This is a genomic window from Cryomorphaceae bacterium (assembly GCA_007695365.1).
Lineage (GTDB): Bacteria > Bacteroidota > Bacteroidia > Flavobacteriales_D > SKUL01 > SKUL01.
The window spans coordinates 1-11,878 of sequence record REDV01000051.1 but is presented as its reverse complement, the minus strand read 5'-3'; the positions used below and the strand labels follow the sequence as shown (position 1 = coordinate 11,878).

General features: G+C 50.3%; 15 protein-coding genes. 3 read left to right on the top strand and 12 right to left on the bottom strand.

Translation table 11 applies throughout. The features are described from left to right. Positions 1-5 precede the first annotated feature (5 nt). The 3 genes from EA392_02735 to EA392_02725 are packed head-to-tail and all read left to right on the top strand — an operon-like array spanning position 6 to position 3,231. Positions 6-737: an ABC transporter permease gene (locus EA392_02735; GenBank protein ID TVR40938.1), complete on the top strand. Its 732-nt coding sequence runs from the start codon at positions 6-8 to the stop codon at positions 735-737. Continuing rightward, complete coding sequence (locus EA392_02730; GenBank protein ID TVR40937.1) at positions 734-2,260, top strand: hypothetical protein; 1,527 nt, start codon at positions 734-736, stop codon at positions 2,258-2,260. The genes EA392_02735 and EA392_02730 overlap by 4 nt, the downstream gene beginning before the upstream one ends. Beyond that, on the top strand, positions 2,260-3,231 hold the full coding sequence (locus tag EA392_02725) for a DUF4340 domain-containing protein (GenBank protein TVR40936.1): 972 nt from the start codon (positions 2,260-2,262) through the stop codon (positions 3,229-3,231). The genes EA392_02730 and EA392_02725 overlap by 1 nt, the downstream gene beginning before the upstream one ends. Positions 3,232-3,277: 46 nt before the next feature. On the opposite strand, the gene pcaF is transcribed toward EA392_02725, so the two are convergent. From pcaF to EA392_02665, 12 genes are all read right to left on the bottom strand, one after another. Continuing rightward, positions 3,278-4,486, bottom strand: a complete 1,209-nt coding sequence (pcaF, locus tag EA392_02720) for a 3-oxoadipyl-CoA thiolase (GenBank protein TVR40935.1) — start codon at positions 4,484-4,486, stop codon at positions 3,278-3,280. Beyond that, complete coding sequence (locus tag EA392_02715; GenBank protein TVR40963.1) at positions 4,483-4,890, bottom strand: hotdog fold thioesterase; 408 nt, start codon at positions 4,888-4,890, stop codon at positions 4,483-4,485. Before EA392_02715 ends, pcaF begins: the two co-directional genes overlap by 4 nt. A gap of 38 nt (positions 4,891-4,928) precedes the next feature. Then, positions 4,929-6,086 (bottom strand): 3-hydroxybutyryl-CoA dehydrogenase, encoded by a 1,158-nt coding sequence (locus EA392_02710; GenBank protein TVR40962.1) that lies wholly within the window; start codon positions 6,084-6,086, stop codon positions 4,929-4,931. A gap of 11 nt (positions 6,087-6,097) precedes the next feature. After that, positions 6,098-6,874 carry a 2-(1,2-epoxy-1,2-dihydrophenyl)acetyl-CoA isomerase gene (locus tag EA392_02705; GenBank protein TVR40934.1) on the bottom strand — a complete coding sequence of 259 codons (777 nt, stop codon included), beginning with the start codon at positions 6,872-6,874 and terminating at the stop codon, positions 6,098-6,100. Positions 6,875-7,199: 325 nt separating this feature from the next. Beyond that, positions 7,200-7,889, bottom strand: coding sequence for a hypothetical protein (locus EA392_02700; GenBank protein TVR40933.1), 690 nt, complete (start codon positions 7,887-7,889; stop codon positions 7,200-7,202). Beyond that, positions 7,886-8,593 carry a sulfite exporter TauE/SafE family protein gene (locus EA392_02695; GenBank protein ID TVR40932.1) on the bottom strand — a complete coding sequence of 236 codons (708 nt, stop codon included), beginning with the start codon at positions 8,591-8,593 and terminating at the stop codon, positions 7,886-7,888. The genes EA392_02700 and EA392_02695 overlap by 4 nt, the downstream gene beginning before the upstream one ends. Positions 8,594-8,824: 231 nt before the next feature. Beyond that, the gene (locus EA392_02690; protein TVR40931.1) at positions 8,825-9,253 is read right to left on the bottom strand and encodes a hypothetical protein; all 429 of its coding nucleotides are present in this window, start codon (positions 9,251-9,253) and stop codon (positions 8,825-8,827) included. A gap of 20 nt (positions 9,254-9,273) precedes the next feature. Next, on the bottom strand, positions 9,274-9,729 hold the full coding sequence (locus tag EA392_02685) for a DinB family protein (protein TVR40930.1): 456 nt from the start codon (positions 9,727-9,729) through the stop codon (positions 9,274-9,276). A gap of 12 nt (positions 9,730-9,741) precedes the next feature. After that, a complete protein-coding gene (locus tag EA392_02680; protein ID TVR40961.1) occupies positions 9,742-10,722 on the bottom strand; it encodes a permease in 981 nt (326 codons plus the stop codon). Positions 10,723-10,736: 14 nt separating this feature from the next. Beyond that, the gene (locus EA392_02675; GenBank protein TVR40960.1) at positions 10,737-11,210 is read right to left on the bottom strand and encodes a rhodanese-like domain-containing protein; all 474 of its coding nucleotides are present in this window, start codon (positions 11,208-11,210) and stop codon (positions 10,737-10,739) included. Positions 11,211-11,218: 8 nt separating this feature from the next. After that, the gene (locus tag EA392_02670) at positions 11,219-11,455 is read right to left on the bottom strand and encodes a thioredoxin family protein (GenBank protein ID TVR40959.1); all 237 of its coding nucleotides are present in this window, start codon (positions 11,453-11,455) and stop codon (positions 11,219-11,221) included. Between the two features lie 84 nt (positions 11,456-11,539). Then, complete coding sequence (locus EA392_02665; protein ID TVR40958.1) at positions 11,540-11,845, bottom strand: ArsR family transcriptional regulator; 306 nt, start codon at positions 11,843-11,845, stop codon at positions 11,540-11,542. Positions 11,846-11,878: the final 33 nt, after the last annotated feature.

Genomic DNA, 11,878 nt, shown 5'->3' with positions numbered 1-11,878 from the left:
TAATCATGAGAACAACCTTAACCATAGCCCGCCGTGAAATCGCATCCTACTTCGACTCGCTCGTGGCCTATGTAATGCTGGTGCTATTTCTGGGTTTCAGCGGTTTTTTTACGTGGTTTTACGGGAGCGATGTTTTCCTCGTTGGTCAAGCCAGCCTCAGCGTATTCTTCGCGATTGCATACTGGTCGCTGTTCTTCTTCATCCCCGCACTCACCATGCGCCTTATTGCCGAAGAACGGAAAAGCGGAACACTGGAACTTATGCTTACCAAAGCCCTCAATCAACGTCAATGGTTGATGGGCAAATTCCTCGCGGCGTGGTTTCTGATTGCTGTGGCATTACTTTGTACCCTACCGTATATCATTACATTGTATTACATCGGTAATCCCGATACGGGACAAATGATCGGCGGTTATCTCGGGCTCTTGCTGATGAGCGCTTCGTATATAGGAGTTGGAATCTTTGCAAGTAGCCTTACATCCAACCAGGTAGTGGCATTTTTAATAGCCCTTGTCATTGGACTTTGCTTTCACATTGTGTTTGGTGTGTTGTCGCAAAACCTCACCGGGATGGCCGGCCAGGTATTCTTTTACCTCAATATGTCCAATCATTTTGAGGGAATTGCCCGTGGCGTGGTAGACACCCGAAACATTATCTATTTTGTTTCCATCGCTTTCCTTGGGGTTTATTTGGCCGAGCAGCAAATCAACCGAATCAAAATCAGTGGACAATCATGAGTCAGAGAAGCTCTCGTTTTTCAGTCAATTGGTTGCTGGTAGTTGGCATCATCGTAATGTTAAACCTGCTGTCGGCGCGGTTTTACACACGTTTCGACTGGAGTGAAAACAAGCAGTTTACTCTGAGCAGTGCTACCAAAGGTATCTTGCGCGACCTCCCGGAGCCGGTTACCGTCAGAGCCTATTTCAGCGAGGATCTACCGCCTGATTTTCTTCGCGCCCGCAATCAGTTCAAGGAGATGCTGGTGGAGTATGCAGCTCTTACACGCGGAAACCTTGTGTACGAGTTTATCAATCCCAACGAATCGGAAGAACTCGAAAAGGAAGCAAGCGAAAAGGGATTGCCGCCGGTGATGATTGAAGTGCGCGAGAAAGATCGCAAAAAGCAAATGCGGGCCTACCTTGGCGCCACGGTAGAAATGGGAGAGGAAATGGAAGTGATTCCTTTTATTCCGCCCGACGGATCGATGGAATACGCCCTTTCGAGTGCTATCAGGAAACTTGCCGTACAGGAAAAACCCACCCTTGGCTTTATCCAGGGCCACGGTGAACCTGAGTTGCCGGAACTGGCTCAGGTCATGGCAGAAATGTCGGTGCTGTACGACGTGCAGCCCTATTGGATTGCCGGAGGAACGGTGCCGTCAGTAGATAGGTATCCGGCAATGCTTTGGGTGAACCCTGTTGACACCATTCCGCAGTGGCATTTTGATTTTCTGGACGACTATATCTCTAATGGCGGGCGTCTGCTCGTGGCTTTTAATCCCGTTAAAGGTGACTTTGTGGAGTTTCTTGCCACTCCTGCAGAGAATGGTATGAAGGAATGGCTCAGAAATTACGGTATTGTGGTGGAGCGTAACCTGGTTGTTGACAATCGATGTGGAGCCCTGACGCTGCAACAAACGCAAGGTTTTTTCACCTATGCCAGCAATGTACCGTTCCCATACCTTCCTCTGATGCAGGGCATTTCTGGAAATCCTATTTCTGGTGGCCTCGATGCAGTGATGTTTCAGTTTCCGTCTGAATTGAAATACGAAGGAGACACCACTTTTATCTTCGAACCCGTGCTTCACACTTCTGCGCAAGCGCACGCGCTACCCTTGCCGCAGGTGTTGGACGTGCAACGCCAATGGACACTCGCCGATTACAAGCGCGAACACATCACGGTAGCTGCTTCTCTCACGGGTGCTTTGCGCGGCGAGTTCACCAGAATGGTGGTGATGACCGACGGCGACTTTGCCGTAAACGGTCCGCGCGATCAGGCCCGTCAACTGCAACCAGACAATATCAACTTTTTTGTGAATGCGGTTGATTGGTTGCTGGATGATGATGGTCTGGTTCAACTGCGCAACCGTTTGGTTCAGAGCAGGCCGATTGAGGCCATGGAAGATGGCACGCGTACAACACTTAAATTTTTAAATTTTCTGCTTCCGGTAGCGATTGTTCTAATCATAGGCCTCATTCGCTTTCAACAGCGCAGATCATTGCGCAAAAAACGAATGCAGGCTGATTACTCGAATTCCTGATGGCCCGAACTACGCGAAATACCACGTTGTGGATGCTGGCCCTACTGATTGCCCTCTCCGGAATCTGGCTCATGACCATGTGGCTGGATGAGCACAGAGAGAACACCTTTCAGCACCAGTTTCCAAAAGTTCCGGTAGAGGATATACACACGCTTAAGATTTATGCGCGGTCTGAGAATCATGCCGAAGTGGTGATCTTTTTAAGTGGAGACGAATGGCGTGTCATGCGAGGAACAACAAATATGCCCCTCCATGAAGGACGTATTGAGATTTTGTTGGAGGAATTGGAAAAACTTCGCCCGAGCCGGCTCAAAGGAACCACGCGTGAACAATGGGCTGAACTCGAAATGGAAGATTCTCTCGCTACGCGGGTAATTGCCATCGGCAATCAGGGAGTCATTATTGATTTTAAAATCGGGGCTTTTCAGTATTACGACAACCGCAAAGGAAAAAGTCCGGATGAACCACGCGACCGCTCTCGTGGAATCACCTATGTGCGGCTTACAGACGGAGAACAGGTTTACAGCGCTGAGAATTTTTTCGGACCCAATTTCAACCAGATTTTCTCAACGTGGAGAAACCAACGTATTCTGAAACTGGATGTTCGCGAACTGGAGCGGATAGAGTTTCGCTATTCTCCCGAGCACATCTATACTTTTGATGTGCAAGATCCCGAAGTTTGGATGTACGGAAATGCTCTGGTGCCCGAAGAACCGCGTATCCAGTACACGGTGTCTATGCTCGACACAAAGCATTCCTACTTTGCCGATGCCTATCGCCCTGAATCCGAGCCTTTGTTTGAGGTGGCTTACCAGTTTAAAAATGCGGAAGACGTGATTGTTCGGGCCTATGAAGCCCCTTCGGGCCAGATTATCATTCACTCCAGCATGAATCCGGAAACCTATTTTCTGGATTATAATGAGCGTCTGTTGGAATCGCTCTTCCCGCCGATGGATTTCTTTTTCCCCTGAGGCAAAATGCTACCGGGCTCTGCGGAAAAATCAGATGCAAGCAGCCTTAGGCGCGCTCCAGCACCACAGCATAACCCTGGCCCACACCGATACACAGCGTACAAAGCGCGTAACGCTTGCCGGTTTCGCGCAACTGGAGAGCAGCAGTTAACAGCAAGCGCGCTCCGGTCATTCCCAGTGGATGCCCCAATGCAATGGCACCTCCGTTGGGGTTGATGCGCTCATCGCGATCGTCCAGACCGAGTTCACGCGTACAGGCCAGCGATTGAGCCGCAAACGCCTCATTGAGTTCAATGATGTCTATCTGGTCGAGCGTAAGTCCTGCGCGCTTCAGGGCTTTGCGGCTGGCCTCAACCGGCCCTATTCCCATAATACGGGGTTCAACGCCCACCACGGCAGAGGCAACAATGCGCGCCATTGGTTTCAAATCGTGGTCGTTCAATCCCTGCTCTGAAGCAAGCAAAAGGGCAGCTGCTCCATCGTTCAATCCCGAAGCATTTCCCGCAGTGACCGTACCGCCCTCGCGCCGAAAGGCAGGCCGCAATTTGGCGAGTACTTCCACACTCGTGCCGGGCTTGATAAACTCATCGTGCTCAAAAAGAAGCGGGTCTTGTTTTCTTCTTGGAATTTCCACAGAAGCAATTTCCTTAGCCAGGCGCCCGCTATTACGGGCAGCAGTGGCTTTTTCGTGCGACCACGCTGCAAAACGATCCTGATCCTGGCGGCTGATGTGGTATAAATCTACCAGGTTTTCGGCTGTTTCGCCCATGCCGTCGGTGCCGTACAGTTCCTGCATTCTTGGGTTAATAAAGCGCCATCCGAAACTTGTGTCGAACATCTGCGAATCACGTCCAAAAGGAGCAGAGGCTTTTGAAATTACCCATGGGCCGCGTGTCATGTGCTCCATACCACCGGCTACGAAAACCGATCCGTTTCCCACGGCAATAGCATGGGCAGCATTCATCGCCGCAGCCATCCCTGATGAACACAATCTGTTTACGGTTTCGCCCGGCACCGACCAGGGTAATCCCGCCAGCAGCAGTGCCATACGGGCCACATTTCGGTTGTCTTCACCGGCCTGGTTGGCACAGCCCAGAATCACATCTTCAATGGCTGCCGGATCCAAATGAGGGTGGCGGGCCATCAATGCGCGCAAAGGGTGGGCAGCAAGATCGTCGGCGCGCACCGGAGCAAGGGTGCCGCCAAAATTTCCTATCGGTGTGCGTACACCGTCAACTATGTATGCTTGGTTCATGATTCAGAGGTTTCTTCGTTTTCTATTTCCCAGGGTTTGGAGGTGCGGTACACCGTTCCTTTAAACAGCGCCACCATATCGTTGTGTTGGTTTAATACCTTGATTTGGTATATCCCCAACCGGCGCGAAAGACTTATTTCTTCTACCTGCGTGGTCAGTACGTCGCCGCAATGAACGGCTTTGGTGTGAGCTATCGAAGTTTCGATGGAGACCGATTGTATGCCGTGGGCGTTGGCGGAAAAAGCAAGTGCGCTGTCGGCAAGTGCATAAGTAATTCCGCCGTGGGCGATGGAAAAACCGTTGAGCATTTCCTCACGCACCGTCATGCGGAGCGTGGATGTTCCCGGACCGTCTTCCAGTCGCTCAATGCCCAGCCACTGACTGAAGGGGTCGTGGTTGTACATGCGGTCTACAATTTTTTTGGCGCTATGTTGTGAATCGCTCACGAATAAAATCGATGATTTTCACGAGCCATACGGCGTAACAGGGGCGAAGGTCGGTATCGATCTTCGGCATACTCCTCGTAGAGCGATTCCAATCGGTTGTACACATTCAGCACGCCCAGTTCATCGGCCCAGGCCAAGAGTCCTTTGGGGTAATTCACGCCCTTGGTCATGGCCAGGTCAATATCGCGGGCGCTGGCGATGTTCCAGAAAAGGGCATCAGCGGCTTCGTTGATAAGCATGGCCACGATTCGGTTTACAATTTGATGACCCAAACCTTCGTCTGTGGTAGGAGCAGGGGGCTCCGCTCCTTCGCGGTAATCGTAGTAGCCCATACCGCTTTTGCGTCCGAGGCGACGGGCTTCCACCACGCGCTTTTGCGTAAACGACGGACGGTAGCGCGGGTCGTAAAAGAAGGCCTCGTACACGGTTTCGGTAACGGTGTAGTTAATGTCGTTACCAATGTAATCCATCAGTTCAAAAGGCCCCATACGGAAGCCTCCGATGGTTTTCATGGCCCAGTCAATGGTGGCCATATCGGCAATACCTTCTTCGTAAATGCGGATGGCCTCGCCGTAAAACGGACGCGCCACGCGATTTACGATAAAGCCTGGGGTGTCTTTTGTCACTACCACCACCTTGCCCCAATCGGCAATGAGTTTTTGGACGGTTTGAAGCACCTCGGGTGAAGTTTGCAGGGCAGGGATCACCTCTACCAGCGGCATAAGGGCCGCGGGGTTAAAGAAGTGAATGCCGATGAAGCGCTCCGGGTGGTCGCACGGACCGGCCAACGAGGCAATGGAGAGTGACGAGGTATTGGAGGCAAGAATACAGTCTTCGTCCACAAAGGTTTCGAGTTGCGAAAAGAGTTGCTGCTTCACACCGAGGTTCTCCACGATGGCCTCAATAATCAGGTTACAAGGCTCCATACTGTCCAAATGATCAACCGGCTCGATGCGCTGCAAAATGGCGTCGGCGTCGTTGCGGCTTATTTTCTCTTTGGCTACCAGTTTGTCAAACAGGCCGGTGAGACTTTGCATGGCGGCCTGCAAACCGACAGACTGATTGTCGTACAGCAATACGCGGTGTCCGGTGGTAGCGGCTACCTGCGCGATACCGCGGCCCATGGTGCCCGCACCTACTACACCAATGGTCATGTTTTGATTGCTCATTTTCCTTTGAATTCGGGTTTGCGTTTTTCCAGGAAGGCGTTTACGCCTTCGTGGTAGTCGTGTGATTGGCCGGCCCTTGTTTGCAGACTTTCTTCCACGTCGAGCTGCTGACCCAGGTCGTTGTTCATGGAGAGGTTGAGTGCGCGTTTGGTGAGGCCGAGTCCGCGGGTGGGCATCAGGGCCAGCTTTGCACAGAGTTTTTCCGTTTCTTCGGCAAAGTCGGCGTCGGGCACTGCGCGGTAAATCATGCCCATGTTGGCTGCATCGTTTGCGCCCACTTTGTCGCCCAGCATCATCAGTGCGGTAGCGCGTTGAAAACCCACAAGGCGGGGCAGGGTAAAGGTGCCTCCGCTGTCAGGAATCAATCCTATCTTGCTGAAAGCCTGTATAAATGAAGCCGAAGCGGTCGCAACACAAAGGTCGGCGGCCAGGGCAATATTGGCACCGGCACCTGCGGCAACGCCATTCACGGCAGCCACCACGGGCTTTTCAATACCGCGTATTTTCAGGATGATGGGGTTGTAGTGTTCCTTTACGATGTTCAAAAGACCGGGACCTTCTTCGCTGATGGCTTCCTGCAGGTCTTGTCCGGCGCAGAATGCCCGTCCGGATCCGGTAATAAGGATGCATCGAACTTCGCTGTTGGAAGCGCATTCGTCGAGCGCGTCCTGCATGGCCAGCGCCATGTTGCGGTTAAAACTATTGAGTACATCGGGGCGGTTCAGGGTAATGCGACCCACACCGTTGCTTATGTTAAACAAAATTTCGCTCATATATTCGGTTTTGTGGCGGTAAAGGTAAAAATCGGAGGGGATTTGGAGCGGGAGGAAGGTGCCAGGCCGAAGGTCGCTTTATTGGACGAATTGACATTGAAAAGCAGGTTCAAACGAAAAGGCGTGAATACATTTATGGTATGAGCTCTGCGTTTACATATCAGACCTTCATTACCGAGGCTTGTCAGTGAACGAATCGGTAAAGAGGCCATATCCCGGCTGGTCGGAAAGAACGAATGCATTGACGAGGCTGTGGTTTAGAAAGCATGGTTCATAACCTTGGATGGTGTGATGAATGGACCGGTGGTGCTTTTCTGCGTAAGGCCTACGGGTTCAATTCCCGGGATGTGGAGCCAGTGTTCCTGCACTCCGGCGCATCCCGGTTCAACACATCGGTTTTAACAAACTGATTGCTCAGCACCGGATTCCACGTAAATTCCTCGAGTACCTCTACAGTGAAGATAGTACCGGCTTCGGAAGCCAATAACTGATCGGTAAAAGAATCTTCCAGGGCGCGAAGTGAATCAATGCCGCAGGGCGAAAGTTTTCGCTGCACGGCCAGATTGCCCAGACTGTCAATAGCGGCCGGTTTCACCCCTTGGTTCAGCGAAACCGACACCGCTTTACCATTATCGATGCGTTGAACGATATACAGCCCTTCAAAAGCTGTATCCACGTAGAATGTATTGAACTGGTAGCGCCCCCCGGATAAATAAATGGCTACATCAGTAAGGCAGGGCGAGGGCTTGCTTACTGCGCGGAGGTTGGTGCGGTCAACAGGCTGATTGGGGTAGAGTGTTCGCATGGCTGCCTCCATCGCAAGGGCTCCCACCACGAGGCCGTCGCAAAGGTGGCCGTGAAAGCGTTCCAGATCAACAAGGTTGACCGATTGCACATGCGTGAGTCTGCCTTTTGAAAAATCGGTGTCAATTACCTGGAAGCGCACATCACCTTTCTGTTCGCTACATGAATTGAGAGCGATTGAAATGATCAAAAGCGTTGCAAAAACTCTCATATCAGTTTGAAATAAATGTTGATGTAAAACAGTCCGGTAAGGATAAAAACCACCCCGGCTACCACGCGCATTACCTTTTCTATTTTCGTAATGGCTTTGAAATAGGCGCCCAGCTTTTCCATGCTGAAGGCGATGACAAAGGCAAAGAGAATCACCGGCAATCCGGTTCCAACTGAGAACAATACGGGCAGCCCCAGGCCGGCACTGGCCGATAGCGTCATCGGGATGAGCATGGCGAAAAACAGTGCACCGCTGTAGGGGCAAAACGCCAGAGCAAACAATGCCCCGAGCGCAAAAGAACCGAGCAAACCGCGACCTTTGAATTTATCCGACAAGCGCTCAGTGAAATTCACCCCTTTGATAAAGTCCAGTTTGATGACATTTACCATCACCAGTCCGATAATCACCAAAACAAATCCAATGTACTTCTCGCCGTGGCCCTGAAACAAACTGGCAATTTCAAATTTACTGGCTCCGAAAAAGATGAGCGCTCCGATAAGGGTGTAGCTGAACATCCTCCCCAGGGTGTACATACCACCGCTGAAAATCACCATGCGCTTGCTGGTAATGTTACGCGCGATATAGGCCGTGGCAGAAATGTTGGTGGCCAGCGGGCAAGGCGCGATAGCCGTGAGCAGTCCGAGGGCAAAAGCAGCCAGCAGTGGAGCTTCGCGGTTTTGGGCAAGGTCGTTGAGCCAATCCATTGTGATCTGATTAGATAATGATTCGATTTTGTAATTCGGCGGTTGGCAAAATGGATGAATTTTCTTGTTTTATGGTCCAGGTGATTTTGGCGAGAATTGAAAGTACTTTGTGCTGTTGGACTCCAAGAGCTGCATAAAAGGGGCTGTTTTTCGGATTCCTCCCGGATTCATAAGTCATCAGAGCCCCACTTGCGTGAATTTGATAGAAGTAATTGCCTCATTGATGCATCATCAATCAAAGCGCACAATCTTTTCGCGCAATTTCGCAATGTACTTTTCATCATCATGCGCAGTCATAAACGCAAAGTCTGTGAGTTCTTTCTTCTCACCTGTTTCGGGATTGTAGACAAACAGTGCCGTTCCAGCAGCTTCAAACTGACGTGCCATTTCTGCGTTGGCTGCGTCATCCACATTCACCAAACGAAAGGTAATGCCCTCCAAAGACTCAGCGGTTGCGATGGTGAGCGCCTCAATTTTGTTGCAGGTCATGCAGCGGTGCTCAGAGTGAAATTGAATCAGCTCAAGGCCTTCCGTTGAGGCCAGAGTTGCGGAGTTGGTCTCCGAATCGTTCAAAGCAGGTTCTTTTGATGATGTAGTAGTGTTGCAGGCGCTGAAAGATGCTGCAGCTATCAAGGCGAGTAGGGGAAACAGTCTTTTCATTTTGATTTTTGTTTGGGTTATTACTTTCCGTATTTGTTAACAATGGCCATCTGACCAGCGTGATAAGCGGTGTGCGACACGATGCGCCCCATGGCTTCGACTTTGGTTTTGGTACCAAATTCATTGGTGGTTATCGTGGCTTCCCAATCCGCTTCTGCTTGTTGTTCGAGAATTTCCAGCAATGACTTCCGGGCGTATTGCGCGTATTCGAGCAATTCATCGAGGTCGGTCCACTGGCCCGTATCGCGCTTTTCGATAACGGTTTTGGCCGATACCTTCACGTCGTCGGCACCAAAAACATTCTTTGCGAAGAGCAGTTCCACGTCTGCTATATGGCGGATCAGAAAACCCACCGAGTTGGGTGAATCACCCAATCGTTTTTGCAGGTCTTCGGATTGCAGGGTTTTGAGCTGGTTCTCGAACCGCGTGCGGGCTTCTTTCCAGAGATTAATGAGATATGTTTTTTGGTTGGTCATGAGTTAGCGTTGTTATCTGAGTAAGAAGTTAAAGAGGAACCCTGAAAAAATGATAAACAGGGTTACCGTTCCGAAGTAAATTCCAATCAGTTTCAGGGTCATTACCTTTTTCAGCAGGGTGCCTTCGGGTATGGAAAGCCCCACAGTGGCCATCATAAAGGCAATGGCTGTGCCGAGTGGAACGCCTTTGGCCACAAAAACCTGGATTACCGGCACTATTCCGGCGGCATTGGCGTACATGGGCACGGCGACAATCACCGCCAACGGAACCGTCCACCATTGCCCGCCGCCCAAATACTGGTCAAAAAAGTTTTCGGGTACATAGCCGTGCATAGCGGCTCCGATTCCAATTCCAATAATCACATAGATGACAACTCCTTTCACAATGGCCCAGGCTTCTCCGGTTATACCGGGCAGGAGCTGAAAAAAGCTTCTTTTATCTCCTTCAAAATCCTCTGATGATTGCCGGGTGTTTTCAAGAATTTGTTTGACCCAGTCAGTGAGCAGATGTTCAAGTTTGAACTTGCCCAGAAGCCAGCCACCAATGGTTCCGAGTAAAATTCCGGAAACGGCGTATATCAGCGTGGCCTTCCAGCCGAACATTCCGAGGAACATGGCGATGGCCACTTCATTCACCAACGGAGAGGTAATAAGAAACGAAAAGGTAACACCCAGCGGAATTCCACCTTGCACAAAACCAATGAACAATGGCACCGACGAACAGGAGCAAAAAGGTGTGATGGCGCCGAAAACGGAAGCAAAAAAGTACTCCAGTCCAAAGAGTTTTTTCCTTTGAAGGTATTCTTTGAGGCGCTCAATAGGAAAATAGGCGTTCACAATGCCCATCAGTACCACGATTACAAACAAGAGTATGAGAATCTTGATGGTATCGTACACAAAAAAGTTGAGCGCCGTTCCCAACGACGAGGTTTCACTGATGCTGAACACCCCGTATATCAGCCAGTCTGCAAAATGTTGTATCCAATCAAACATTCCAGGATGATCACTTAGCAGCACGCGGTTCCTTGGCTGCCGGATGGTTCACAGCAGCCTGAAGGTTCACAACAGCCGGAAGTTTGTTCACGTTTTGCGTTCTTTGTTTCTCCACAACAGGCGTTGCCGGAGGTATCTGCGTTCAAGCCTGCATCACCTCGTGTGGGAAAACCTTTTCCTGCCCAGTCAATGATACCTCCCGACATGTTAACCACTTCCTCAGAGTTGTAGCCATTGTTTACAAGAAATCCTGTGGTGCGCAAACTCCTGGTTCCACTGCGGCACACCATTACAACACGCTTATCCACAGGAACTTCTCGATACCTTTCTTCAAACTCCGTAAGCGGAATGTGCAACAAAGCCGGCACGTCAAAAGCCAGTTCTTCCACTTCGTCCTGCTCACGCACATCTACGATCAAGGCACCTTCCTGCAACCAGGTATGGACCGTATCAGGGCAAATTTCTTTCACAGCGATGTGATTATTCATGGTGCTCATTATTTTTTTAGTAGCTCTTTGATCTCGGAAATATTTGCCACCCTCCCGCGCACTTTGGCTTCGCCGTCAATCATGATAACAGGTGTGGTAAGCACGTTGTATTTAATCATCTCGGCAATGTCTTCTACCTTTTCAACTTTTGCTTCAATCCCGGTTTCTTTCACAGCTTCGAGCACGTTCTGGTAGGTGGTTTTGCATTTCGGGCATCCGGGCCCCAGTACTTTGATGTCTTTCATGATGTATTCAGTTTTCATTGATGTTCGCAAAATTACGAACATTTATTCGTTGTTCGCAGAAATACGAACATTGTTTTGAAAATATTATTTCAGCACCTTGTTTAGCAACTGCTTAGCAAGTTCCCAATTTTCGCGGTTGATGCAGTATTTCGTGGATGGCGGAGTAATATCTCCCTGGATGAGTCCGGCATCTTTGAGTTCTTTGAGGTGTTGCGACAAGGTGGATTTGGCAATGGGCAATTCGTTGGCCATATCTCCGTGATAGCAGCAAGCCTGTGAGTTGAGCAATTGCAAAATGGCTATCCGCACTGGATGGCCCAGCGCCTTGGCAAAGCGTGCGGTTTGCTCTTGGTCCCGGGTGAAGTAAACGGTTTTTTGAAGGGTTTTCATAATCGGAATATTGTTCGCAAATGTACGAACAAT

Bases quoted from the DNA above. Each gene is read 5' to 3' on its own strand.
- EA392_02695 (TVR40932.1), bottom strand. From the start codon at position 8,593: ATGGATTGGCTCAACGACCTTGCCCAAAACCGCGAAGCTCCACTGCTG.
- EA392_02680 (TVR40961.1), bottom strand. From the start codon at position 10,722: ATGTTTGATTGGATACAACATTTTGCAGACTGGCTGATATACGGGGTG.
- EA392_02705 (TVR40934.1), bottom strand. From the start codon at position 6,874: ATGAGCGAAATTTTGTTTAACATAAGCAACGGTGTGGGTCGCATTACC.
- EA392_02715 (TVR40963.1), bottom strand. From the start codon at position 4,890: ATGTACAACCACGACCCCTTCAGTCAGTGGCTGGGCATTGAGCGACTG.
- EA392_02730 (TVR40937.1), top strand. From the start codon at position 734: ATGAGTCAGAGAAGCTCTCGTTTTTCAGTCAATTGGTTGCTGGTAGTT.
- EA392_02725 (TVR40936.1), top strand. From the start codon at position 2,260: ATGGCCCGAACTACGCGAAATACCACGTTGTGGATGCTGGCCCTACTG.
- EA392_02700 (TVR40933.1), bottom strand. From the start codon at position 7,889: ATGAGAGTTTTTGCAACGCTTTTGATCATTTCAATCGCTCTCAATTCA.
- EA392_02670 (TVR40959.1), bottom strand. From the start codon at position 11,455: ATGAAAGACATCAAAGTACTGGGGCCCGGATGCCCGAAATGCAAAACC.
- pcaF (TVR40935.1), bottom strand. From the start codon at position 4,486: ATGAACCAAGCATACATAGTTGACGGTGTACGCACACCGATAGGAAAT.
- EA392_02685 (TVR40930.1), bottom strand. From the start codon at position 9,729: ATGACCAACCAAAAAACATATCTCATTAATCTCTGGAAAGAAGCCCGC.
- EA392_02735 (TVR40938.1), top strand. From the start codon at position 6: ATGAGAACAACCTTAACCATAGCCCGCCGTGAAATCGCATCCTACTTC.
- EA392_02665 (TVR40958.1), bottom strand. From the start codon at position 11,845: ATGAAAACCCTTCAAAAAACCGTTTACTTCACCCGGGACCAAGAGCAA.
- EA392_02675 (TVR40960.1), bottom strand. From the start codon at position 11,210: ATGAATAATCACATCGCTGTGAAAGAAATTTGCCCTGATACGGTCCAT.
- EA392_02710 (TVR40962.1), bottom strand. From the start codon at position 6,086: ATGACCATTGGTGTAGTAGGTGCGGGCACCATGGGCCGCGGTATCGCG.
- EA392_02690 (TVR40931.1), bottom strand. From the start codon at position 9,253: ATGAAAAGACTGTTTCCCCTACTCGCCTTGATAGCTGCAGCATCTTTC.